Origin of the sequence: Hydrogenophaga sp., assembly GCF_030158645.1 — a bacterium.
Classification (GTDB): Bacteria; Pseudomonadota; Gammaproteobacteria; order Burkholderiales; family Burkholderiaceae_C; genus Hydrogenophaga.
The window spans coordinates 42,457-64,197 of record NZ_JAOASO010000013.1; the positions used below are offsets into that span (position 1 = coordinate 42,457).

General features: G+C 66.0%; 18 protein-coding genes. 10 read left to right on the forward strand and 8 right to left on the reverse strand.

All coding sequences use genetic code 11. From position 1 onward, the window contains the following. Positions 1-14 precede the first annotated feature (14 nt). On the forward strand, positions 15-1,340 hold the full coding sequence (locus Q1W68_RS00875; RefSeq protein ID WP_300715434.1) for a mechanosensitive ion channel domain-containing protein: 1,326 nt from the start codon (positions 15-17) through the stop codon (positions 1,338-1,340). Here the strand turns inward: Q1W68_RS00875 and Q1W68_RS00880 are convergent. From Q1W68_RS00880 to Q1W68_RS00890, 3 genes are all read right to left on the reverse strand, one after another. Next, positions 1,317-2,612, reverse strand: a complete 1,296-nt coding sequence (locus Q1W68_RS00880) for a TRAP transporter large permease (RefSeq protein ID WP_300647961.1) — start codon at positions 2,610-2,612, stop codon at positions 1,317-1,319. The two genes, Q1W68_RS00875 and Q1W68_RS00880, sit on opposite strands and share 24 nt — an antisense overlap. Next, positions 2,609-3,127, reverse strand: a complete 519-nt coding sequence (locus Q1W68_RS00885) for a TRAP transporter small permease (protein WP_300647964.1) — start codon at positions 3,125-3,127, stop codon at positions 2,609-2,611. Before Q1W68_RS00885 ends, Q1W68_RS00880 begins: the two co-directional genes overlap by 4 nt. 78 nt (positions 3,128-3,205) lie before the next feature. Then, on the reverse strand, positions 3,206-4,219 hold the full coding sequence (locus Q1W68_RS00890) for a TRAP transporter substrate-binding protein (RefSeq protein ID WP_300647967.1): 1,014 nt from the start codon (positions 4,217-4,219) through the stop codon (positions 3,206-3,208). 358 nt (positions 4,220-4,577) lie between these two features. Between Q1W68_RS00890 and Q1W68_RS00895 the strand changes: the two genes are divergently transcribed. From Q1W68_RS00895 to Q1W68_RS00920, 6 genes are all read left to right on the forward strand, one after another. Continuing rightward, positions 4,578-5,327, forward strand: a complete 750-nt coding sequence (locus Q1W68_RS00895; protein WP_300715435.1) for an electron transfer flavoprotein subunit beta/FixA family protein — start codon at positions 4,578-4,580, stop codon at positions 5,325-5,327. 11 nt (positions 5,328-5,338) lie between these two features. Further along, positions 5,339-6,277: an FAD-binding protein gene (locus tag Q1W68_RS00900; protein WP_300715436.1), complete on the forward strand. Its 939-nt coding sequence runs from the start codon at positions 5,339-5,341 to the stop codon at positions 6,275-6,277. 78 nt (positions 6,278-6,355) lie between these two features. Next, complete coding sequence (locus tag Q1W68_RS00905; RefSeq protein ID WP_300647974.1) at positions 6,356-8,146, forward strand: acyl-CoA dehydrogenase; 1,791 nt, start codon at positions 6,356-6,358, stop codon at positions 8,144-8,146. 29 nt (positions 8,147-8,175) lie between these two features. After that, positions 8,176-9,156, forward strand: a complete 981-nt coding sequence (locus Q1W68_RS00910; RefSeq protein WP_300647976.1) for a nitronate monooxygenase family protein — start codon at positions 8,176-8,178, stop codon at positions 9,154-9,156. A gap of 293 nt (positions 9,157-9,449) precedes the next feature. Then, the gene (locus Q1W68_RS00915) at positions 9,450-10,742 is read left to right on the forward strand and encodes an ammonium transporter (protein ID WP_300647977.1); all 1,293 of its coding nucleotides are present in this window, start codon (positions 9,450-9,452) and stop codon (positions 10,740-10,742) included. A 43-nt stretch (positions 10,743-10,785) separates the two neighbouring features. Further along, positions 10,786-11,133 (forward strand): hypothetical protein, encoded by a 348-nt coding sequence (locus tag Q1W68_RS00920; protein ID WP_300647978.1) that lies wholly within the window; start codon positions 10,786-10,788, stop codon positions 11,131-11,133. Positions 11,134-11,205: 72 nt separating this feature from the next. Here Q1W68_RS00920 and Q1W68_RS00925 read toward each other — a convergent pair whose 3' ends face one another. After that, positions 11,206-13,521 (reverse strand): PBP1A family penicillin-binding protein, encoded by a 2,316-nt coding sequence (locus Q1W68_RS00925; RefSeq protein ID WP_300647980.1) that lies wholly within the window; start codon positions 13,519-13,521, stop codon positions 11,206-11,208. Positions 13,522-13,647: 126 nt separating this feature from the next. Here Q1W68_RS00925 and creB point away from each other — a divergent pair, with 126 nt between their 5' ends. From creB to creD, 3 genes are all read left to right on the forward strand, one after another. Then, entirely contained in the window at positions 13,648-14,343 is a 696-nt protein-coding gene (creB, locus tag Q1W68_RS00930; protein WP_300647982.1) for a two-component system response regulator CreB, read from the forward strand. 3 nt (positions 14,344-14,346) lie between these two features. Then, entirely contained in the window at positions 14,347-15,786 is a 1,440-nt protein-coding gene (gene creC, locus Q1W68_RS00935; protein ID WP_300647985.1) for a two-component system sensor histidine kinase CreC, read from the forward strand. A gap of 95 nt (positions 15,787-15,881) precedes the next feature. Next, complete coding sequence (gene creD, locus Q1W68_RS00940; protein ID WP_300647988.1) at positions 15,882-17,222, forward strand: cell envelope integrity protein CreD; 1,341 nt, start codon at positions 15,882-15,884, stop codon at positions 17,220-17,222. On the opposite strand, the gene Q1W68_RS00945 is transcribed toward creD, so the two are convergent. The 4 genes from Q1W68_RS00945 to edd all read right to left on the reverse strand — a co-directional run bounded on the left by Q1W68_RS00945 (position 17,216) and on the right by edd (position 21,732). Then, entirely contained in the window at positions 17,216-17,503 is a 288-nt protein-coding gene (locus Q1W68_RS00945; RefSeq protein ID WP_300647991.1) for a DUF1330 domain-containing protein, read from the reverse strand. The genes creD and Q1W68_RS00945 overlap by 7 nt on opposite strands. 157 nt (positions 17,504-17,660) lie before the next feature. Next, a complete protein-coding gene (gene pgi, locus Q1W68_RS00950) occupies positions 17,661-19,238 on the reverse strand; it encodes a glucose-6-phosphate isomerase (protein ID WP_300715437.1) in 1,578 nt (525 codons plus the stop codon). A gap of 16 nt (positions 19,239-19,254) precedes the next feature. Then, positions 19,255-19,890, reverse strand: a complete 636-nt coding sequence (gene eda, locus Q1W68_RS00955; RefSeq protein WP_300715438.1) for a bifunctional 4-hydroxy-2-oxoglutarate aldolase/2-dehydro-3-deoxy-phosphogluconate aldolase — start codon at positions 19,888-19,890, stop codon at positions 19,255-19,257. A 15-nt stretch (positions 19,891-19,905) separates the two neighbouring features. Next, a complete protein-coding gene (gene edd, locus Q1W68_RS00960) occupies positions 19,906-21,732 on the reverse strand; it encodes a phosphogluconate dehydratase (RefSeq protein WP_300715439.1) in 1,827 nt (608 codons plus the stop codon). Positions 21,733-21,741 lie beyond the last annotated feature (9 nt).

Sequence of the window (21,741 nt, forward strand, 5' to 3'; positions counted from 1 at the left end):
CCGTTTTTTCCCCCATGGCAACCACTTCTTCAGCCGCCCCGAAACCCATCGACGATTTTGGTCTTTGGCTCTCGGCCTTCACCCAGCCCACCGTGTTGACCGAGCTCGGCGCGCTCGTGGTGTGCATTGCGTTGGCGCTGGGCGTCACCTGGCTGATGCGCCGGGCGCTGGGCATGCAGGAAGACAAAGCCTCGGTGCTGTTTGGCCGCAACCTCATCGACGGCGTGATGTTCCCGCTGCTGCTGCTCACGCTGACCTATGTGGCCCGCGCCTTGCTGATGGAGCGCCTGCCGTTGGCCGCTTTCAAGGTGGCCATTCCGGTGCTGGTCTCGCTGGTGGTGATCCGGGTGGGTGTGAAGGTGCTGCAGGTGGCGTTTGCCACCGCGCCTTGGGTGCGGGTGCTGGAGCGCACCATCTCTTGGGTAGCTTGGCTGGCCATGGTGCTGTGGGTGAGCGGGCTGCTGCCGGTGGTGCTGGCCGAAATGGACCAGATCACCTGGAAGATCGGCACCTCCACCCTGAGCTTGCGCACCATGATCGAGGGCATCCTCACGGCGGGTGCGGTGCTGATCCTGTCGCTGTGGGTGTCGTCTGCCATCGAGACGCGCCTGCTGCGCAAGGCGGTGGGCGGTGACCTCTCGCTGCGCAAGGCGGTGAGCAATGCCACGCGTGCGTTGCTCATGTTCTTCGGTCTCATCATTGCGCTTTCGGCCGTGGGCATCGATCTCACTGCGCTGTCGGTGCTGGGCGGGGCCATCGGTGTCGGTATTGGCTTCGGTTTGCAGAAGCTCGCGTCCAACTACGTGAGCGGCTTCGTGATCCTGGCCGAGCGCAGCATGCGCATCGGCGACAACGTGCGGGTCGACAACTTCGAAGGCATCATCACCGACATCAACGCGCGTTACACCGTGATCCGCTCCACCACCGGGCGCGAGTCCATTGTGCCCAACGAACTGCTCATCATCAACCGGGTGGAAAACCTGTCGCTGGCCGACGACCGCCTGTGGCAATCCACGGTGGTGTCGGTGGGTTACGAGAGCGATGTGGACCAGGTGATGGAGCTGCTGAGAGACGCCGCCTTGACCCAGGACCGCGTTCTCAAGGAGCCGGGCCCGTCGGTCGCCTTGTCCAACTTTGGGCCCGATGGCCTGGAATTCACGCTGGGCTACTGGATCGCCGATCCGGAGAACGGCACGCTCAACATCCGCTCCCTGATCAACCGCAAGGTGCTGCAGGCGCTGCGCGAAAACCAGATCCAGATCCCGTATCCGCAGCGCGTGCTGCACATTCAGCCCCCCGCTGCCGAGCCTCGGGGTTCAGCGGTTCATGAAGCCCGGTAGCCACAGCGAGATGGCGGGGAAGGCGATCAGGATCCCCAGGCGCACGATGTCGGCCATGACGAACGGCCAGACGCCCTGGAAGATGTGTTTGAGCTTCACCAGTGGCAGCAGGGAATTCATGACGAAGAGGTTCATGCCCACCGGCGGCGAGATCATGCCGATCTCCACGATGGTCACGATCAGGATGCCGAACCACACCGGGTCAAAGCCCAGCCCGGTGATGACCGGGAAAAACACCGGGATGGTCAGCAGCACCATCGACAGCTCTTCCATCACCAGTCCCAGGGCGATGTAGATCGTCATCATGACCACCACCACCATGAGGGGGTGCGGGCTGAACTGCAGGAGGAAGTCGCGCAGGTCGCCCGGCATGCTGGTGAAGTTGATGAAGCTGGTGAAGACCATCGCGCCGATCAGGATGGTGAACAGCATGGCCGTGGTGCGGGTGCTCTCGACCAAAATGTCGAGCAGGATGCGCGGGGTGAGCGCGCCGCGCAACAAGGCAAAGAAGAACGCACCCGCCGCGCCCACGCCCGCGCCCTCGGTGGCGGTGAACACACCGCCGTAGATGCCGCCGATCACCAGCGCGAACAGCAACCCCACGCCCCAGATGCCGCGCACGGCGGCCAGGCGCTGCGCCCAGTTGAAACGCTCGGCCGGTGGGCCGGCGAGCGGGTCGCGCCAGGTGATGTAGACCACCGCCAGGCACAGGCAGATGATGGCCACCAGACCGGGGAGGATGCCCGCGATGAACAACTTGCCGATGTCGGTCTCGGTGATGATCCCGTAGATCACCAGAATGGTCGAAGGCGGGATCAGGATGCCCAGCGTGCCGCCCGACGCGATGGCGCCGGTGGCCAGTGTGTCCTTGTAGCCGTGGCGCTTCATCTCTGGGTAGGCCACGCGCGTCATCGTGGCGGCGGTGGCGATCGACGAGCCGCAGATCGAGCCGAAACCGCCTGAGGCGATGATGCTGGCCATGGCCAGCCCACCCTTGCGGTGCCCGACGAAAGCATTCGCAGCGGTGTAGAGCTCGCGCGCCATGCCGGCACGCGCCACGAGGTTGCCCATGAGGATGAACAGCGGGATCACCGACAGCACGTAGGCGAAGCCGGTCTCGAAGATCACCTGGCTGGTGCTGGCAAATGCGGGCTGCCAGCCACGCATGAGACCCAGTCCCGCCAGGCCTGCGATGGCCATGGCCAGCGCCAGCGGAATGCGCAGGAAGGCCATCGCAAAGACGGCCAGAAAACCCAGGGCGGCCTCGGTCATGAGGAGGCTCCTTCCAGATCGGCCGGCGGCGGGTGGTGGGGCGAGGGCACCGGCACCACGACAAACACGAACAGCAGGTGCACTGCGGCCGTGATGGCCAGAAACAGCGCCATCATCCAGGCCACCGGGGCGATGGAGACCTGAAGGTAAACGGTGGTGTCACCGTACTCGGCGAAACGGTCGGCGCGGGTGCTCATGAGGTAGGCGAGAAAACCGAAGCCGCCCGCGCAGATCAGGTTGACCAGGCGGGCCTGGATGCCGCGAACCCAGTCGGGCAAGAACGTGTCGAGCGAATCGAACACCACGTGTTCGTTGCGCCAGGAGACCATGGGCAGGGCGCCGAAGATCACGATGACCATGAGGATCTCGGTGATCTCCAGGCCGCCGGGCACCGAGTGGTCAAAGAAGCGCCGCCCGGTCACGTCCACCAGGGTGAGCCACATGATGGTGAACAAGGCCACGGCGGCCATGAGTCCGGTGGACCACCGCAGCGTGCGTTCGATCGTCTTGAGCATGATGAGTCTTGATGTGACAAGGCCGGCTGGGCGCTCCGCTCAGCCGGCCTGGCAGGGCCATCGAGGTGGCCCCGGGTTTTATTTCACCTTGGCGATTTCTGCGCGGAACTCTGCAAGCACCTCTTTGGGGTTCTTCAGGCCCTTGACCTGCGCGCTGGCCGCCCATTTGGTTTCCAGGTAGTCCTGCTTGTCCATCACCGCCTTCACGAAAGCCTTGTCTGCTGTGATGCGGGTCACCCCCTGGGTCTTTTGCAGCTCGCGGCTGGCCGCGTCCACCTTGTCCCAGCCCTCGCCGAACAGGCGTGCGGCCGGCTCGCCCGACAGCTTGTCGACCACGGCCTTGTCTTGCGCCGAGAGGGCGTTGTACTTGGCCGGGTTCATCATGAAGACGAAGCTGGTGTTGTACAAGCCACCAGGAAAGGCGGTGGCGTGCTTGATCATGCTGAGCTTGAACGAGGCGATCGATTCGTCCGGGAAGAATGTGCCGTCCATCACACCGGTGGACAGCAATTCGAACGACTCGGGCGCCGCCTTGAGCGTGGTGTTCCAGCCCATGGCTTTGGAGAGTTCGTTGATGTTGCCGCCGCCGATGCGGAACTTCAGGCTCGCTGCTTCGGCGGCCGAACTCACCGGCTTCTTGCTGTTGAAGATCACGCCCGGGCCGTGCGTGAAGACCGCCAGCACCTTCACGCCGCGGTGCTCGCCCAGGGGGGCGAAATATTTGCTGTAAACCCGCTGGTAAGCCACTGAAGTGGCCACCGCGTTGTTGCCCAGAAAAGGGAACTCGGCGACCTGCGTGTTGATGAATCGACCCGGGGTGTAGCCGTCCACCGTGTACGAAATGTCGGCCAGGCCGTCGCGCACCGCGTCAAAGGTGCCGGGGGCGGCTACCACCCCTTTGGGCAGGATGTTGCACTTCATGCGGCCGGTGCTTTCCTTCTCCAGCATGTCGCACCACGCCTTCTGCGATGTGCTCAGCGTGTGGCTGGGCGGCAGCCAGCTGGAAACGGTGAACACCGTTTGCGCCGAAACCCAGCCGCTGGCAAGCAGGGTGGATGACAAGGCGAATGCAACGAGGGAACGTGACTTCATTCGGAAACTCCTGTGGACGGGTGCAATGTGCTTGCAGGAAGATGGTTGCTCAACATAAACAAATCAGCGCAGCCAATGTAGGCCAGTTCCATCGTGCGCCGTCTCATGGCTTACCCGAGTTCGCCGACCCTTCGGTCGGTGAATGCGCAAACACCTTGGCGAGGGGGCCCACAAATAAGGGCTTTGTGGGTTCGGATCGTTCTCCTATAATCACCAAAAAGCACGATCGTTCGTTTTTCGAGATCCCGACTCGTTCCCCACCCCGGCCCCCTCGGCAAAGGGGCGGGGCATACAATCCGCCAGTTGACGTGCACGTCAATTCGCACGTCCCTTTCCACAACAGCAGGAGCAACCCAACATGAAGGTCATCGTCCCCGTCAAACGCGTGGTGGATTACAACGTCAAGGTGCGCGTCAAGAGCGACGGCACGGGCGTGGACATCGCCAACGTCAAGATGAGCATGAACCCGTTTGACGAGATCGCGGTGGAAGAGGCCGTGAGATTGAAAGAGAAGGGCGTGGTCACCGAGGTGATCGCCGTCTCCTGCGGTGTCACGCAGTGCCAGGAAACCCTGCGCACCGCCATGGCCATCGGCGCCGACCGCGCCATCCTGGTCGAAACCACCGAAGAGCTGCAGCCCCTGGCCGTGGCCAAGCTCTTGAAAGCCCTGGTCGACAAAGAACAACCCGGCCTGATCATCCTGGGCAAACAGGCGATTGACGACGACGCCAACCAGACCGGCCAGATGCTGGCCGCTTTGGCCGACCTGCCCCAAGGCACCTTCGCCAGCAAGGTGGAAGTGGCCGGTGACAAAGTGAATGTGACCCGCGAAGTGGACGGCGGCCTGGAAACGGTGTCCCTCTCCATCCCGGCTGTCATCACCACCGACCTGCGCCTGAACGAGCCGCGTTATGTGACGCTGCCCAACATCATGAAGGCCAAGAAGAAGACGCTGGACATCCTCAAGCCCGAAGACCTCGGTGTGGACGTGACGCCGCGCATCAAGACGCTCAAGGTCAGCGAGCCGCCCAAGCGCGGCGCGGGCGTCAAGGTGGCCGATGTGGCCGCCCTGGTGGACAAGCTGAAGAACGAAGCCAAAGTGATCTGAGGAACCGACAATTGACCGCACTCGTTATTGCCGAACACAACCACGCCTCCATCAAGGGCGCGACCTTGAACACCGTCGCCGCTGCCGCTCAATGTGGAGGGGACGTGCACGTGCTCATCGCCGGGCACAACGCTGGCGCTGCCGCCGACGCCGCCGCACAGATCGCCGGCGTGAGCAAGGTGATCCACGCCGACGCCCCCCGCTTCGAACACGGCCTGGCCGAGAACGTGGCCGCGCAGGTGCTGACCATTGCCGCGAACTACAGCCACATCCTGTTCCCCGCCACCGCCACCGCCAGCGGCAAGAACGTGGCGCCGCGCGTGGCCGCTGCGCTGGATGTGGGTCAGATCTCCGACATCACCAAGGTGATTGCAGCCGACACCTTCGAGCGCCCGATCTACGCCGGCAACGCCATTGCCACCGTGCAGGGCCTGGACGCCACGCACGTGATCACCGTGCGCACCACGGGATTCGACCCCGCAGCGGCCACCGGTGGCAGCGCCGCGGTGGAAACGGCAGCAGCAGCAGCCGACGACGGCAAGAGCAAGTTCATGGGCAGCGAGATCGCCAAGAGCGACCGCCCCGAACTCACCGCCGCCAAGATCATCGTCTCCGGTGGTCGGGCGCTGGGCAGCGCCGAGAAGTTCAACGACGTGATGACGCCGCTGGCCGACAAGCTGGGTGCCGCACTGGGCGCCAGCCGCGCCGCGGTGGACGCGGGCTACGCGCCCAACGACTGGCAGGTGGGCCAGACCGGCAAGATCGTCGCACCGCAGCTCTACATCGCCGCCGGCATCTCCGGTGCCATCCAGCACCTGGCCGGCATGAAGGACAGCAAGGTCATCGTGGCGATCAACAAGGATCCTGAAGCACCGATCTTTTCGGTGGCCGACTATGGCCTGGAGGCCGATCTGTTCGAAGCCGTGCCCGAATTGATCAAAGCACTCTGACCCCTCTGAAAAATGCAAGGGCATCGTTCGCGATGCCCTTTTCGTATCTGCACCCCTGACATTCCTGGAGACACGACCGTGAGTTACACCGCACCCCTCAAAGACATGCTGTTCGACATCGAGCACCTGGCGCGTATCGACCAGGTGGCGCAGATGCCCGGCTTCGAAGATGCCGGACTCGAAACTGCCCAAGCGGTGCTCGAGGAGTGTGCCAAGCTCAACGAAGGCGTGATCGCGCCGCTGAACTGGGAGGGCGACAAGAACCCCTCGTTCTTCAAGGACGGCCAGGTCACCACCACGCCGGGATTCAAGGAAGCCTTCAAGCAATACGCCGAAGGCGGCTGGCAAGGCCTGCAGCATCCGGCGGATTTCGGTGGTCAGGGTCTGCCCAAGACCATCGGTGCCGCGTGTGGCGAGATCCTCAACAGCGCCAACATGAGCTTCGCGCTCTGCCCTCTGCTCACCGATGGTGCGATCGAAGCGCTCCTCACCGCCGGCAGCGACGAGCTCAAGGCCACCTACCTGGAAAAGCTGGTGAGCGGCCAGTGGACCGGCACCATGAACCTCACCGAGCCGCAGGCCGGCTCCGACCTGGCCGCCGTGCGCAGCCGAGCCGAGCCACAACCCGACGGCACCTACAAGGTGTTCGGTACCAAGATCTACATCACCTACGGTGAGCACGACATGGCCGAGAACATCGTGCACCTCGTGCTGGCCCGCGTGACCGGCGCGCCCGAAGGCGTGAAGGGCATCAGCCTGTTCGTGGTGCCCAAGTTCATGGTCGGCAAGGACGGCTCGCTGGGTGCGCGCAACGACGTGCACTGCGTGAGCATCGAACACAAGATGGGCATCAAGGCCAGCCCCACCGCCGTGCTGCAGTACGGTGACAACGGCGGCGCCGTGGGCTACCTCGTGGGCCAGGAAAACCGCGGTCTGGAGTACATGTTCATCATGATGAATGCCGCGCGCTACGCTGTCGGTGTGCAGGGCATCGCGATCGCCGAGCGCGCGTACCAAAAGGCCGTGGTGTACGCGAAAGACCGAGTGCAGAGCCGCCCGGTGGACGGCACGCTCTCTGCGGCTGCGCCCATCATCCACCACCCCGATGTGAAGCGCATGCTCATGACGATGCGATCGGTGACTGAGGGCTGCCGTGCGATGGCTGCCGTGGCCGCGGCCGCGTACGACGCGGCTCACCACCACACGGACGCCGACACGCGCAAGCAGAACGCCGCCTTCTACGAATTCCTGGTGCCGCTGGTCAAGGGCTACAGCACCGAGATGAGCCTGGAGGTCACCAGCCTGGGTGTGCAGGTGCACGGCGGCATGGGCTTCATTGAAGAAACCGGCGCGGCGCAGTACTACCGCGACGCCAAGATCCTCACCATCTACGAAGGCACCACCGCGATCCAGGCCAACGACCTGGTGGGTCGCAAGACCGCGCGCGACGGCGGCACCGGTGCCAAGGCCATTGCGGCGCAGATCGAGAAGACCGAGGCGGAGCTGGCCCAGCGCGACAGCGCCAACGCCAAGGCGGTGCACAAGCGCCTGAAGGCCGCGCGCGAGGCGTTTGTGGACGTGGTCGAGTTCATCGCCGCCAACACGCGCAGCAACCCCAACGCGGCGTTTGCCGGCAGCGTGCCCTACCTGATGCTGGCCGGCAACCTCATGGCTGGCTGGCAGCTCGCCCGTTCGCTGATGGTGGCCGAGGACCTGTCGGCCCAGGGACAGGATGTGGCCTTCATGCAGGCCAAGATCACCACCGCGCGTTTCTACGCCGACCACATCCTCAGCCGCGCCCCGGGCACGCGCGATGCGATCGTCGAAGGTGCCGAGGCCGTGACGTCGCTGGCCATCGAATCGTTCTGATCCGCCACCACAACCACAACGGAGACTTCATGACCGCACCCGCCCGCAGCCTGCCCCCGGTTCTCAAGAACATCAAGTTCCCGGTGATCGGCTCGCCGCTGTTCATCATCAGCAACCCCAAGCTCGTCATTGCCCAGTGCAAGGCCGGCGTGGTGGGCTCCATGCCCGCGCTCAACGCACGCCCGGCCTCGCAGCTCGATGAGTGGCTGGCCGAGATCACCGAAGCCCTGGCCGCGCACGACGCAGCCCACCCGGACAACAAGGCCGCGCCGTTCGCCATCAACCAGATCGTGCACAAGAGCAACGACCGGCTGGAGCACGACATGCAGCTGTGCGCCAAGTACAAGGTGCCGATCATCATCACCAGCCTGGGCGCGCGCGAGGACGTGAACCAGGGTGTGCACAGCTGGGGCGGCGTGGTGCTGCACGACGTGATCAACAACGTGTTTGCTCACAAGGCGATCGAGAAGGGTGCTGACGGCCTGATCCCGGTGGCGGCGGGTGCCGGCGGCCACGCCAGCGTGAAGAGCCCGTTCGCGATGATCCAGGAGATTCGCGAGTGGTTTGGCGGCCCGGTGGCGCTGTCGGGTTCCATCTCCTCGGGCGGCGCCATCCTGGCGGCGCAAGCCATGGGCGCCGACTTCGCCTACATCGGCTCGGCCTTCATCGCCACCGACGAAGCGCGCGCAGTGGACGGCTACAAGGAAATGATCACGAAGTCGAACTCGGACGACATCGTTTACAGCAACTTCTACACCGGTATCCACGGCAACTACCTCAAGGGCAGCATCCAGAATGCCGGCATGGACCCGGACAACCTCCCGCAAAGCGACCCGAGCAAGATGAACTTCGGCACCAGCGAGGGCGCCAACGCTGCCAAGGCCTGGAAAGACATCTGGGGCTGCGGCCAGGGCATCGGCGCGATCCGAGAAGTGGTGCCGGCGGCCGATCTGGTGGCGCGTTTCAAGCGCGAATACGCGGAAGCCAAGGCGCGCATCTGCGCTCCCTGACCCTCCCTCCATCGCTTCGCAGCCGGCCTTGAGGCCGGCTTTTTTTTGCCTGTCACTTGAAGGGCAGGAGAGGGTCCGTCGTGTCTGGGGAAGCGTCTTTGCCAGTCTGGTTGCTCCCATCAAGTCATCACTAAAAGAATACTAAAAAGTTATTTCGTCGGGATTTCATAACCTTTCAATCGGAATATGCATACCTAGTAACCACAATTGAAACAAGATGCGTCACCGATTCCGGCTGCCAACTTTGCGGCCCGGGGGTTGTTCATGGTTCTATTTCCTTCAAGGTGAATCGCATGTTCGTTGTTTCATTGCGCCGCGCGCTCACAGCGCTCCTCATGTTTCCATTGTTCGCGGCTGCCGGTGTGCCGGCACCGGCCCCTGCGACCGGCATCAACGGTGCCGATACCGCGTGGATGCTGGTGTCCACCGTGCTCGTGTTTCTGATGACCATGCCCGGCATCATGCTGTTCTACAGCGGCATGCTCCGCAAGCGCAATGCGCTTTCCATCATGGCTCAGACCATTGGCGCGATCGGGGTCATCACGTTTTTCTGGGCCGTCATCGGCTACTCGCTGGCTTTCGCGTCGGGCTCAGCCTGGTTGGGCGGGTTCGGCAATGCGTGGGCCGCTGGCCTGATCGGCAACCAGGGCGCGGGACACGTGTTGGCGCCTCACATTCCCGAAGCCGTGTTCTTTCTGTTTCAGATGGCCTTTGCCATCATCGCTTTTGCCCTGGTGTTGGGCGCCACCGCCGAGCGCATGCGGATCGGCGCGACGCTGGTGTTTGCTGCGTTGTGGCTGGTGCTGGTCTACGCCCCGGTGGCTCACTGGGTGTGGCATCCCGAAGGTTGGCTCGCCGGTTTGGGGCACCTGGATTTCGCAGGGGGGACTGTGGTTCATGTCGTGGCGGGCGCCACCGGCTTGGCCGCTGCACTGGCGGCCGGACCACGCCGTGGATTTGGGCGCGAACCCATGGTTCCTCACAACCTCGCATTCACCGTTCTGGGCGCCGGCTTGCTCTGGGCAGGGTGGTTTGGATTCAATGCGGGTTCTGCCTTCGAAGCCAGCAACCGCGCTGCCGGCGCGCTGCTGTGCACGCAGCTGGCGGCGGGTACCGGTGCGCTGGTTTGGGGCGTGTGCGAAATGCTTCGCCGTCAGCAGATGAGCGTGCTGGGCATGGCCACAGGCGCCATTGCCGGACTCATCGCCATCACGCCGGCTTCCGGTTACACCGGCGTGGGTGGTGCGCTGGCGATCGGCGCTGCGGGCAGCGTGGTCTGTTTCTTTGCCGTCACCGGCTTGAAAACGGTCACGGGCATTGACGATTCGTTGGATGTGTTCGCGTTGCACGGGATCGGCGGCTTGGTGGGCACCCTGCTGACCCCTGTGTTTGCCCTGCCGGGTGTCGGTGGTGGATCGGGTTCGTTCGCGGTCAACCTGGTGGGTGGCTTGGCGGTCATGCTCTACGCCTTTGTGACCAGCTTCGTGTTGCTGAAATTCATACAGCTGCTGATCGGCTTGCGGGTGACCGAGAAGCAGGAGATGGTCGGGCTCGACCTCGCTCAACATGGCGAGAGCGCCACGTGATGCCGCACGTGGACTGCCTGCATGCGACAGCCAGGAGGCCGTGATGTCCTTCGACCAGAGTGCATTCGTCCACCAGGCGATCAAGCTGGTGGTGCCCATGCGGCGAGAGTTTGGCCACAGCATCCGAGTGGAAAACATGCTCAGCGATCCGGCATACGCACAAACCGTGCTCGAACTGGCCCTGAGCAGCAACAACGAGCGCCTGCGTGAACTGGCGCTCTACATGCAGCGGATGCTCTCCGGACCACGCGGAGGCCCCTCGGCTCCGGTGGACACACCTTTGCAGTCCGAACCGATCACGACAGAAACGGAGGAGAGTTCCTCGGTGGACGCCGAGCGAGCGGCTCTGGAAGCGCAGAAAGCCGACAAGTACCGCCGCGGCTTGCGCTGATCGCCCTGGGGTGGAGCCTGCTGGTGAGCGTGCGGGCCTGGAGCGAGATCAGCACCCAACGCAGGCCCTGGGTCAGGGCCTGTTGTCGCCTCGCAACCAGGCGCCGAAGCTGCTCAAGGCATCGCCAATCGCCGCACCCGGCGTCTGCGCGTACTGAACGCCACCCTGGTCCGAAATCTGCGCCACCGAGCCGCTGCCTTGCCATTCGGCGTAGATCCAGTCTTCTCCCTGGCGCGCCAGCCCTTCGGGCGCAGCGGGCGGCTGCGCCACCGGCGTGCTTTTGAGCGCAGCGCCCATGTAGTCGATCCAGATCGGCAGGGCGATGCGCCCGCCCGATTCACCGCCGCCCAGGCTGCGCGGCTTGTCGTAGCCCACCCACACGGCGGTGGCCAGGCTGGGCTGGTAACCGGCAAACCAGGCGTCGACCGCGTCGTTGGTGGTGCCGGTCTTGCCGTAGACGTCGGGCCGCTTGAGCATGGCCTGCGCGCGCGCGGCGGTGCCGCTGCGCGTCACCTCGTTGAGCAGGCTGGACATCACAAAGGCATTGCGCGCTGGGATCGAACGGTTGGTCTCGGTCAGCGCTTCGGGCGGGGGCGCTTCAAACAGCACCTTGCCTTGGGCATCGGTGATCTTCTCCACCACCACCGGCGCCACCTTCCAGCCGCCGTTGGCCACCGTGGCGTAAGCCTGCGCCATCTGCAGCGGCGTGACACTGCCCGTGCCCAGGGCGAGGGTGAGGTCGTTGGGCTGGCGCGCGGGGTCCAGGCCGAAGCGGGCGGTCCAGTCGCGTGCGACCTGGGTGCCGGTGTGCTGCAGCACGCGCACGCTGGCGATGTTGCTGGACTGGGCCAGTGCCTGGCGCAGCGTGATGGGGCCAGCGTACTGCCCGTTGCTGTTGGTGGGGCTCCAGCCATTGGACGCGGTGAAAGGCAGGTCGTCGACCAGGGTGCCCGGCATCACACGCGCTTCGAGCGCGGCCGAATACAGCAGCGGCTTGAGCGCCGATCCCGGCTGGCGCCAGCCCTGGGTGACGTGGTTGAAGGGCTGCTGGGTGAAGTCGAATCCACCCACCAGCGCACGCACGCGGCCGGTGTGGCTGTCCATGGCCACCAGCGCAGCCTCGGCTTCTGGCCATTGCGAAATGGCCCAGGCCGGCTGGCCCTTGAGCTTGCCCGCGCTCACCACCCGCACGATGGCGCCGCGCGCGACTTTCAACGGCGCCTTGGCCTTGGGGTCCAGGCCCTTCTGCGCCCAGCGCAGGCCTTCGCCCTGCAGGGTGATGCGCTCGCCACTGGACAGCTGCACCTGCATGGCCTTGGGGCTGGCGGACAGCACGATGCCCACGCGCAGGGTTTCGTCGTCACGGTGGTCTTTCAAAGCTTCGGCGGCCGCGCGTTCGACTTCGGCGCCGTCGCCCGAGGGCAGGGCCTCCATGTCTTCCGGTCCGCGCCACGCACCGCGCCGGTCGAAGGCCAGCACGCCACGCTGCACCGCTGCGTGGGCCGCTCGCTGGTCGGCCGCGCGCAAAGACGTGGTGACGCGCAAGCCGTTCGAATAAGCCTCGGTGCCGAAGCGCTCCACCACCGCGCGGCGCGCCATCTCGGCCACGTGGGCGGCGTGCACGCTGCGCAAGCCGGGCGTGCGGATCGTGAGCTTCTCGGCGCGCGCGGCGGCCAGTTGCGCATCGGTGATCGCGTCGGTCGCGCGCATGCGCTCCAGCACCACGCGCTGGCGCTGTGTGGCGCGCTCGAAGTTGGCCACCGGGTTGGCGTAGTAAGGGTTTTGCGGCAGACCGGCCAGCATCGCGGTCTCGGCCAGCGAGAGTTTGTCCAGTGGTTTCCCGAAATAGGTTTGTGACGCGGCGGCAAAGCCGTAGGCGCGCTGGCCCAGGAAGATCTCGTTGAGGTAAATCTCCAGGATGCGGTCCTTGGAGAGCTCGTCTTCCAGTTTCAGGGCGAGCCAGATTTCCTTGGCTTTTCGCTCGGCGGAAAACTCGCGCGTGAGCAGCATGGTGCGCACCAGCTGCTGCGTGATGGTGGACGCGCCTTGCTTGCGCCCACCGGTCACGGCGGCCACCAGCGCCCTGGCCATGCCCCGGGGGTCAACACCGTTGTGCTCACGAAAACGGGCGTCCTCCACCGACAGCACGGCGTCCTGCAGCAGCTTGGGCGTGCGCGACAGCGGCAGGTACTCGCGCCGCTCGGTGCCGAACTGCGCGATCTCCACACCGTCGGCGGTGAACACCTGCAGCGGCAACTTGGGCTGGTACTTGACGATGCTGTCCAGCGGGGGCAGGTCGAAGGTTGAGGCCTGCAGGGCGGGTGCGAAGAAGGCGGCGGGCATCACGGCCAGGGTGATCACCGCACGGCGAAGGTAAGGCTTGGGCATGGGGGGAGATTGTCCCGGATCGGTGTGCGCTGCATGTGCAGCCTGTGCGTGAGGGTGGTAACCAGCTGTGTCCAGGGCCACCGTTAAGATGAGCCGCCGCTCAAAATCCACCCGCCGAAACCGCCCATGCGAAAGCGCATCCTGCTGCTCGAAGACGAACAAGCCATCGCAGACACGTTGCTGTATGCGCTTCGGAGTGAAGGTTTTGACGTGCGACACCTGCGCCTGGCCAGTGAGGCACTTGATGCGTTTCGCGAGCAACCTCCCGACCTCGCCATCCTGGACGTGGGTGTGCCCGACGGCAGTGGCTTCGATGTGTGCCGCGCCATCCGCAAGACCAGCGAGACGCCCATCGTGTTCCTGACCGCACGCCACGAAGAGATCGACCGCGTGCTGGGCCTCGAACTCGGTGCCGACGACTACGTGGTGAAGCCTTTTTCGCCGCGCGAGGTGTGTGCCCGGGTGCGCGCGATCCTGCGGCGCAGCGCGCCGTTGCCCCAGGCGGCGGCACCCACAGCATCGACGCCGGGTCCGCTTTTGCAACTCGACGAGGCCGCGCAGCGCATCCGCTGCGGCGACGATTGGCTCGCGCTCACACGCTACGAATTCCAGTTGCTGGCCACGCTGTTGCGCCGGCCCGAGCGCATCTTCTCGCGCGTGGAATTGATGGACCTGGTGTGGGGCGACGCGCTGGACACCTCGGACCGAACGGTGGACGCCCACGTGAAGTTGCTGCGTGCCAAGCTGCGCGCGCGGGGTGTGCAGGGCGAACTGATCCAGACCCACCGCAACATGGGCTATTCGATCCGCGTGGCGGACTGAACCATGCGCATCGGTCTGCGGCTGCTGCTGGGCTTTTTTCTGGTGCTGGGCGTGGCGGTGGTGGTGGTGCTCAATGTGTTCCTGCAGGAGGTCAAGCCCGGCACGCGCCTGGCCATGGAAGACAGCCTGATCGACGCGGCCCACGCCTTCGCTCAGCTCGCCGCCGCCGACATGAAGGCCGGCACCATCGCCACCGGCGGCTTTGCGCAGGCCTTGCAGGCCTACCCGGGTGCGCAACCGGGGGCGAGCATCTGGGGCTTTGAAAAGAACAACGTCGACTACCGCATCACCATCACCGACGCGCAGGGCATGGTGCGTTTCGACACGCGCCAAGAGGCGGTGGGGCAGGATTTCTCGCGCTGGAACGACGTGCTGCGCACCCTGCGCGGCGAGTACGGGGCGCGCTCCAGCCTGGCCGATCCGAACGACCCCAACAGCACGGTGATGCACGTGGCCGCGCCCATCCGCGATGGCGAGCGCATCATCGGCGCGCTCACTGTCTCGCGGCCCAATCGCAGCCTGGAGCCCTACATCGAGCGCAGCCAGCAACGCATCCTGCGCTGGTCCTGGGGGCTGCTGGGTTTGTCGCTGCTGATCGGCGTGCTGCTGAGCTGGTGGATGGCCAGCTCGCTGTCGCGCCTGCGCGGCTACGCCAACGCCGTGGCCAGCGGTGAGCGCTTGGCGTTGCCGCGCTTCGGGCGCCTGAGCGGCAACACCGAGTTCAACGACCTGGCCCAGGCCGTGGAGCGCATGCGCATCAGGCTCGAGGACAAGGCCTATGTGGAGACCTACGTGCACACGCTCACCCACGAACTCAAGAGCCCGCTGGCCGCCATCCGGGGTGCGGCCGAGCTGCTCGAAGAAGACCTGCCCGAGCCGGACCGCCAGCGCTTCGCCGGCAACATCCAGCGCCAGACCGAGCGCCTGCGCCAGCTCGTCGACAAGTTGCTTCGGCTGGCCGATGTCGAGCAGATGCGCGCATTGAACAAGCAGGAGCGGGTGGACCTGAGCGACCTGACGCGCGACCTGCTGCAGCGCGCCGAGCCCCGCCTGCGCCTGAAGGGGTTGCGTGTGCGTGACGAGCTGGGCGCAGGTCAGACGGTGCGCGGCGATCCTTTTCTGCTGGGCCAGGCGCTGCAGAACCTGCTGGACAACGCGATCGACTTTTCACCCGCGCAGGGCGAGCTGTGGCTTCAGCTGGCCCAGGACGGCGACGCGTTGGTGTGGTCGGTGCGCGACCAGGGCCCGGGCGTGCCCGGCTACGCGCTGGCGCACATCTTCGAGCGCTTCTACTCGCTGCCGCGCGGCGAGGGGCAAGAGAAGAGTTCGGGCCTGGGCTTGTGTCTCGTGAAAGAGGTGAGCCACCTGCATCACGGCGAGATTGAGGTGGCCAACGTGGACCACCCGCCCGGTTGCCGGGCCATCTGGCGCCTGCCGCGCTGAGCCTTTTCACGCCCACTGCACAAACCACCGCGGCACTGCACATCCACTGCGCACCCGCTGGAGAGACTGGCACCGTTGCAACCACGGAGCCACTCTTGAACAAACACCCCCTGCTGAGCAAGCTGCTCGTCATCTTGTCGCTGATGCTGCTGCTGTCGATGCCTTTGTTGATGGTGTTCAACACCATCCAGGAACGCAGCGCCTACCGCGATGAAGCCGCCAGCGAGGTCGCGCGTGCCCACGCCGGTCCGCAAACCATCACCGGCCCGGTTCTCCATGTGCCTTACACCGAGACCTTCACGCGCACCGTGCCGGTGGAGGGTGGGCGCGGCGAAACGCGCGAAGAGCGCGTCACCCAGTCCCACGTGGCCCTGCGTTTCCCCACGCGCCTGGACACACGCAGCCAGCTGGAGACGCAGACGCGCTGGCGCGGCATCTTTCCGGTCACGGTCTTCACCAGCAACCACCGGAGCACCGGCCGCTTTGTGTGGAGCGCCGTGGAGCCGCTGGAGAAGAACGGTGAGATCACCCTCGGGCAGCCGCGCGTGGTGTTGGGCGTGAGCGATCTGCGCGGCCTGCTCAGCGCACCACAGCTCACGGTGGCGGGCCAGGCCGTGGCCATGGCGCCATCCCCTGCGGCACTGAAGCTGCCGCTGCCGCTGGCAGCTCCGGTCGACGCCGCACTGCTCGTGCCCGGCGCCGCGTTCGACATCACCCTCGGGGTCGAACTCGCCGGCACGGGGCGCATCGGCTGGGTGCCGCTGGCCGACGAAAACACCGTGAACCTCACATCGAGCTGGCCGCATCCCAGCTTCGGCGGCGACTTCCTGCCGCGCACGCGCCAGGTGAGCGAACGGGGCTTTGAAGCCAGCTGGAGCGTGCCGTCGCTGTCCACCCAGGCGCAGCAGGTGTTTGCTCACCAGGGTGAATTGCGCTCCGCACCCGACAGCTTCTCGGTGTCGCTGGACAACCCGGTGGACGTGTACCGCCTGACCGAGCGCGCCACCAAGTACGCGCTGATGTTCATCGTGCTCACCTTCTCCGCGTTCTTCGTGCTGGAGATGGTCAAACGCTGGCGCATCCATCCCATGCAGTACCTCATGATCGGTGCGGCGCTGGTGCTGTTTTTCCTGTTGTTGCTTTCGCTCTCCGAACACCTGGATTTCGCCTGGGCCTACTTGTTGGCCAGCGCGGCTTGCATCGGCCTGCTCACACACTACCTGCGCCATGTGCTGCGCGGCTGGCGGCCCGCACTGGGCATGAGCGCGCTGCTGGTGGCGCTGTACGGTGTGCTCTACGGCATTCTGGTGTCGGAAGACAACGCCTTGATGATGGGATCGCTGCTGCTCTTCGGCGTGCTCGCGACCATCATGGTGGTCACCCGCAAGGTGGATTGGTACAGCGTGATGGGCACAGACCCGCAGCCCGCTCAATGACCTTCGATGGCGAACAGTGTGCCGGTGGACGCGCGCTGGCGGATCTCGACCAGGCGCTGGTACTCGGGCGATGTGTAGAAGGCCTGCAGATGCGCCATGTCGGGGAACTCCAGGATCACCTGCCGGTGCGGCACGCCGCTGCCTTCGAGCACCGTGACCGCGCCACCGCGCACCAGGTAACGCCCGCCGTGTGCGGCGATGAGGGCGGGCACGTCGCGGCGGTATGCCTCGTAGAGGGCGGGGTCTGTGATTTCAACGTTGCCGTAGATGTAGGCGGGCATGGTGTCTCCTCTTGGATGGATCGGGATGGGCAGCCGACCGCTGCCGTCTCAGCGCTTCACGGGGACCGGCAGTGGGACGGCGTTGGCCAGAAGCGAAGCGAGGCGAAACTTCACCGCATGCCGCTCGCCTTCTGAAAGGAAGCGGGCGCAACGCAACTCAATTCCTGGTTTCCATCGCCTTCGCCATCGTCTTGCCCAGCTCCACGCCCCACTGGTCGTAGGCGTTGATGCGCCAGATGGCAGCCTGGGTGAAGACCTTGTGTTCGTACAACGCGATCAGCGCACCCAGGCGCATGGGGTCCAGCCGGTCGAGCCACAGCACGTTGTTGGGAATGTTGCCTGCAAACGTGCGGTGCGGCGCCATGGCGGCCGCGTCGGCCTCGCTCATGCCATCCCGCATCAGCGCGGCCTGCGTGTCGTGCTGTGAGCGGCCGCAGGCCATGGCCTGGGCCTGCGCGCGCAGGTTGAGGTTGACCACGCCGTGGTGCGTGGCGGCCATGGGCAGCGGTGTGTCTTCGTTCAGCACACCGATGAAGTCCACCGGCACGGTGTGCTGACCCTGGTGGATGAGCTGGAAGTAGGCGTGCTGCCCGTCGATGCCCAGGCCTCCCCAGACGATGGGGCCGGTGTCCACCGTGGCGGGCGTGCCGTCGCTGTGGGTGCGCTTGCCGTTGGACTCCATGTCCATCTGTTGCACGAAGGGGGTGAAGCGCACCAGCCGCGAGGCGTAGGGCACGATGAGCTGGGTGGGCAGCTGCAGAAAGTTGCGGTTCCAGATGCCCGCCAGCGCGAGCTGCATGGGCAGGTTCTGCGCGGGCAGGGCGGTGCAGAAATGCTCGTCCATGGCGCGCGCGCCGGCCAGGAAGGCGCGGAAATTCTCCGCGCCGATGGCAATCGCCAGCGGCAGGCCCAGCGCCGACCACACCGAGTACCGACCTCCGACCCAGTCCCAGAACAGAAAGGTGCGCTCGGGTGGGTAGCCCAGTTTCGCGGCCTGCGCCGGGCTGGCGGTGATGGCCACCAGGTGCTTGGACAGCTGCTCGGGCGGACAGCCGTGGTCGGTCAACCAGCGTTGTGCGCTGGCGGCGTTGGTCAGCGTTTCCTGCGTGGTGAAGGTTTTGCTCGAGACAACGAGCAGGGTGCGTCGGGCATCGAGCCCGCGCAGCACGCTCCAGAGCGCCCAGGCGTCGGGGTTGGAGACACAGTGAACCCGCACGCCGGGCACGGCAGGGGCCGCCAGGTGGGCCAGCGCCTCGATGGCCATGCGCGGGCCGAGGTCGGAGCCGCCGATGCCGATGTTCACCACGTCGGTGATGGCCTCGCCCGAGTGACCGAGCACTGCGCCTGCGTTGAGCGCCTGAGCGAAGTCGCACACCCGCGCCAGCTCGCGCTGCACATCGGCCTGCACGGCGTTGCCCCAGGGCCCGGCGTGCAGCGGGTCGCCGCGCAACGCCACGTGCAGCACCGGGCGGCCTTCGGTGGCGTTGATGGCGTCGCCGCGAAACATCGCGTCGCGCTGGGCGGCGACATCGGATTGTTCGGCCAGGGCGATCAGCGCTTGCTGGATGGCGGGTGTCAAACGCTGGCGGCTGGTGTCCAGCGTGATGCCGGCGGCGCTCACCGTCATGCGGTGTTCGCGGTGCGTGTCGGTGAGCAGCTCGCGCAGGTGGGGTGTGGGGCTGGCGGCGAGCGCTTGCAGCTGTTGCCAGGCGGGCAGGGTGGTGGGCAGTTTCATGCGTTGTTGTTCCCTTTCAATGCTGGGTGGCCAATGCTGTGGCCTCGCGCGCCAGCTTCGTGATGCCGGCCCAGTCGCCATTGCGCAGCAGGTCGGCCGGCGTGAGCCAGGAACCGCCGGCCATGGCCACGTTGGGCAGTTTCAAAAAATCGCGCAGATTGTCCACGCTCACGCCGCCGGTGGGGCAAAAGCGCACGTCGGGCAGCGGTGCGCCGAGCGCCTTGAGCATGCCGATACCGCCCGCCTGCGAGGCGGGGAAGAGTTTCATGAGGGTGAAGCCGTGGTCGCGCGCGCGCATCACCTCGCCGGGTGTCATCACGCCGGGGATGAAGGGCAGATTCGCTGCGTGCACGGCGCGCACGAGTTCGTCGGTGCAGCCGGGCGACAGGGCGAAGCTGGCGCCGGCGTCGATCACCTGCTGCACCTCGACCGCGCGCGTGACGGTGCCTGCGCCCAGGTGCATGTGCGGCACGGCTTTGGCCACCGCTTCCATGGCCTGCAAGGCAACGCCGGAGCGCAGGGTGATCTCCATCACGTCGATGCCGCCTTCGAGCAGGGCATGGGCGAGTGGCACGGCATGCGCCGCATCGTTGAGCACGATCACGGGCACCACGCGGGAGGTGAAGGCGGGGCGGGTGAAACAGGTGGTCATGGGGTTCCTTGTGGTTCAGGCAAACAGCGGCGAGGCCCCCAGCTCGGCCACGCTGGCGTGCTGGCGGAACAGGCCGAACAGTTCGCGGCCGGTGCCGTGCTGGTTGGCGCTGAGGTCGGGGTGGTGCAGTTCGCGCGCGTTGAAGGTGGCGGCGTCCACCTCGAGTTCGAGCACGCCGCGTTCGCAGTCCAGCGTGATCCAGTCGCCGTCGCGCACGCGCGCAATCGGCCCGTTGGCCAGCGCCTCGGGGCTGAGGTGGATGGCTGCGGGCACCTTGCCCGAAGCGCCCGACATGCGGCCGTCGGTGACCAGGGCCACCTTGAAGCCCTTGTCCTGCAACACGGCCAGCGGCGGCGTGAGCTTGTGCAGCTCGGGCATGCCGTTGGCGCGCGGGCCCTGGTAGCGCACCACGGCGATGAAGTCGCGCTCCAGCTCGCCCGCGTTGAACAGCGCCAGCAGGTCCTGCTGGTCGCTCACCACCACGGCCTGCGCGCGCACCACGCGGTGCTCGGGCTTCACGGCCGAGACCTTCACCACGCTGCGGCCCAGGTTGCCCTGCAGCAGGCGCAGGCCGCCGTCGGCGCTGAAGGGCTCGGCCACCGGGCGCACCACCGAGGTGTCGCCGCTCTGCGCGGGCACCGGGCGCCAGGCCAGTTGGTCGCCGTCGAGCCAGGGTTCCTGCGTGTAGGCCTGCAGGCCGTGGCCCACCACGGTGACCACATCGTGGTGCAGCAGGCCGGCCGCGAGCAGTTCCTTCATGAGGTAGCCCATGCCCCCGGCCGCGTGGAAGTGGTTCACGTCGGCGCTGCCGTTCGGGTACACGCGCGCCAGCAGCGGGATGTCGTGCGAAAGCTCGGCGAAATCGTCCCAGTCGATCAGCACGCCGGCGGCGCGCGCCATGGCCACCAGGTGCAGCGTGTGGTTGGTCGAGCCCCCGGTGGCGAGCAGACCGATGATGCCGTTGACCAGGGTTTTCTCGGTCACGATGTCGGCCATGCAGATGGCGGGCGCGCCGGTGCGCCCGGTGTTGAGCACCGATCGCTTCACGGCTTCGGCGGTGAGGGCGTCGCGCAGCGGCGTGCCGGGGTTCACGAAGGACGCGCCGGGCAGGTGCAGGCCCATGATCTCCATCAGCATCTGGTTGCTGTTGGCGGTGCCGTAAAAGGTGCAGGTGCCGGGGCTGTGGTAGGCCTGCGCTTCCGATTCGAGCAGGGCCTCGCGCCCCACCAGGCCCTGCGCGTACTGCTGGCGCACCTTGGCCTTGGCGTCGTTCGAGAGGCCCGTGGTCATGGGGCCGGCGGGCACGAACACGGTGCTGAGGTGGCCGAACTGCAGCGCGCCCATGAAGAGGCCGGGCACGATCTTGTCGCAGATGCCGAGCATGAGCGCGGCGTCGAACACGTTGTGCGAGAGCGCCACCGCGGTGGAGAGCGCGATCACGTCGCGCGAGAACAGCGAGAGCTCCATGCCGGCGGCGCCTTGGGTGACGCCGTCGCACATGGCGGGCACGCCGCCAGCCACCTGCACGGTGACGCCCAGGCCGTGGGCGATGCCGCGGATCTGCTGCGGGTAGGTCTCGTACGGCTGGTGGGCCGAGAGCATGTCGTTGTAGGCCGTGACGATGCCGATGTGCGGCGCGCGCTCGGCGTGGATCTTGAGCTTGTCGGCCGCCGGCAGCGCGGCCGTGGTGTGGGCCATGTTGGCGCAGCCCATGCCTGCGCGCTGGGTGCCGGTCTTGCGTTGCGCGGCCATCGAGGCGAGGTAGGCCGCGCGGGTGGTGGCGCTGCGGTCGGTGATGCGTTCGGTGACGCGTTGCAGCGTTGGGTGAAGGGGGGTCGTCATGGGGAGGGC

Excerpts from the sequence above, each read along its gene's own strand:
- Q1W68_RS00875 (WP_300715434.1), top strand. The coding sequence starts at position 15 with ATGGCAACCACTTCTTCAGCCGCCCCGAAACCCATCGACGATTTTGGT.
- Q1W68_RS00880 (WP_300647961.1), bottom strand. The coding sequence starts at position 2,612 with ATGACCGAGGCCGCCCTGGGTTTTCTGGCCGTCTTTGCGATGGCCTTC.
- Q1W68_RS00885 (WP_300647964.1), bottom strand. The coding sequence starts at position 3,127 with ATGCTCAAGACGATCGAACGCACGCTGCGGTGGTCCACCGGACTCATG.
- Q1W68_RS00890 (WP_300647967.1), bottom strand. The coding sequence starts at position 4,219 with ATGAAGTCACGTTCCCTCGTTGCATTCGCCTTGTCATCCACCCTGCTT.
- Q1W68_RS00895 (WP_300715435.1), top strand. The coding sequence starts at position 4,578 with ATGAAGGTCATCGTCCCCGTCAAACGCGTGGTGGATTACAACGTCAAG.
- Q1W68_RS00910 (WP_300647976.1), top strand. The coding sequence starts at position 8,176 with ATGACCGCACCCGCCCGCAGCCTGCCCCCGGTTCTCAAGAACATCAAG.
- Q1W68_RS00915 (WP_300647977.1), top strand. The coding sequence starts at position 9,450 with ATGTTCGTTGTTTCATTGCGCCGCGCGCTCACAGCGCTCCTCATGTTT.
- Q1W68_RS00920 (WP_300647978.1), top strand. The coding sequence starts at position 10,786 with ATGTCCTTCGACCAGAGTGCATTCGTCCACCAGGCGATCAAGCTGGTG.
- Q1W68_RS00925 (WP_300647980.1), bottom strand. The coding sequence starts at position 13,521 with ATGCCCAAGCCTTACCTTCGCCGTGCGGTGATCACCCTGGCCGTGATG.
- creB (WP_300647982.1), top strand. The coding sequence starts at position 13,648 with ATGCGAAAGCGCATCCTGCTGCTCGAAGACGAACAAGCCATCGCAGAC.
- creC (WP_300647985.1), top strand. The coding sequence starts at position 14,347 with ATGCGCATCGGTCTGCGGCTGCTGCTGGGCTTTTTTCTGGTGCTGGGC.
- Q1W68_RS00945 (WP_300647991.1), bottom strand. The coding sequence starts at position 17,503 with ATGCCCGCCTACATCTACGGCAACGTTGAAATCACAGACCCCGCCCTC.
- pgi (WP_300715437.1), bottom strand. The coding sequence starts at position 19,238 with ATGAAACTGCCCACCACCCTGCCCGCCTGGCAACAGCTGCAAGCGCTC.
- eda (WP_300715438.1), bottom strand. The coding sequence starts at position 19,890 with ATGACCACCTGTTTCACCCGCCCCGCCTTCACCTCCCGCGTGGTGCCC.
- edd (WP_300715439.1), bottom strand. The coding sequence starts at position 21,732 with ATGACGACCCCCCTTCACCCAACGCTGCAACGCGTCACCGAACGCATC.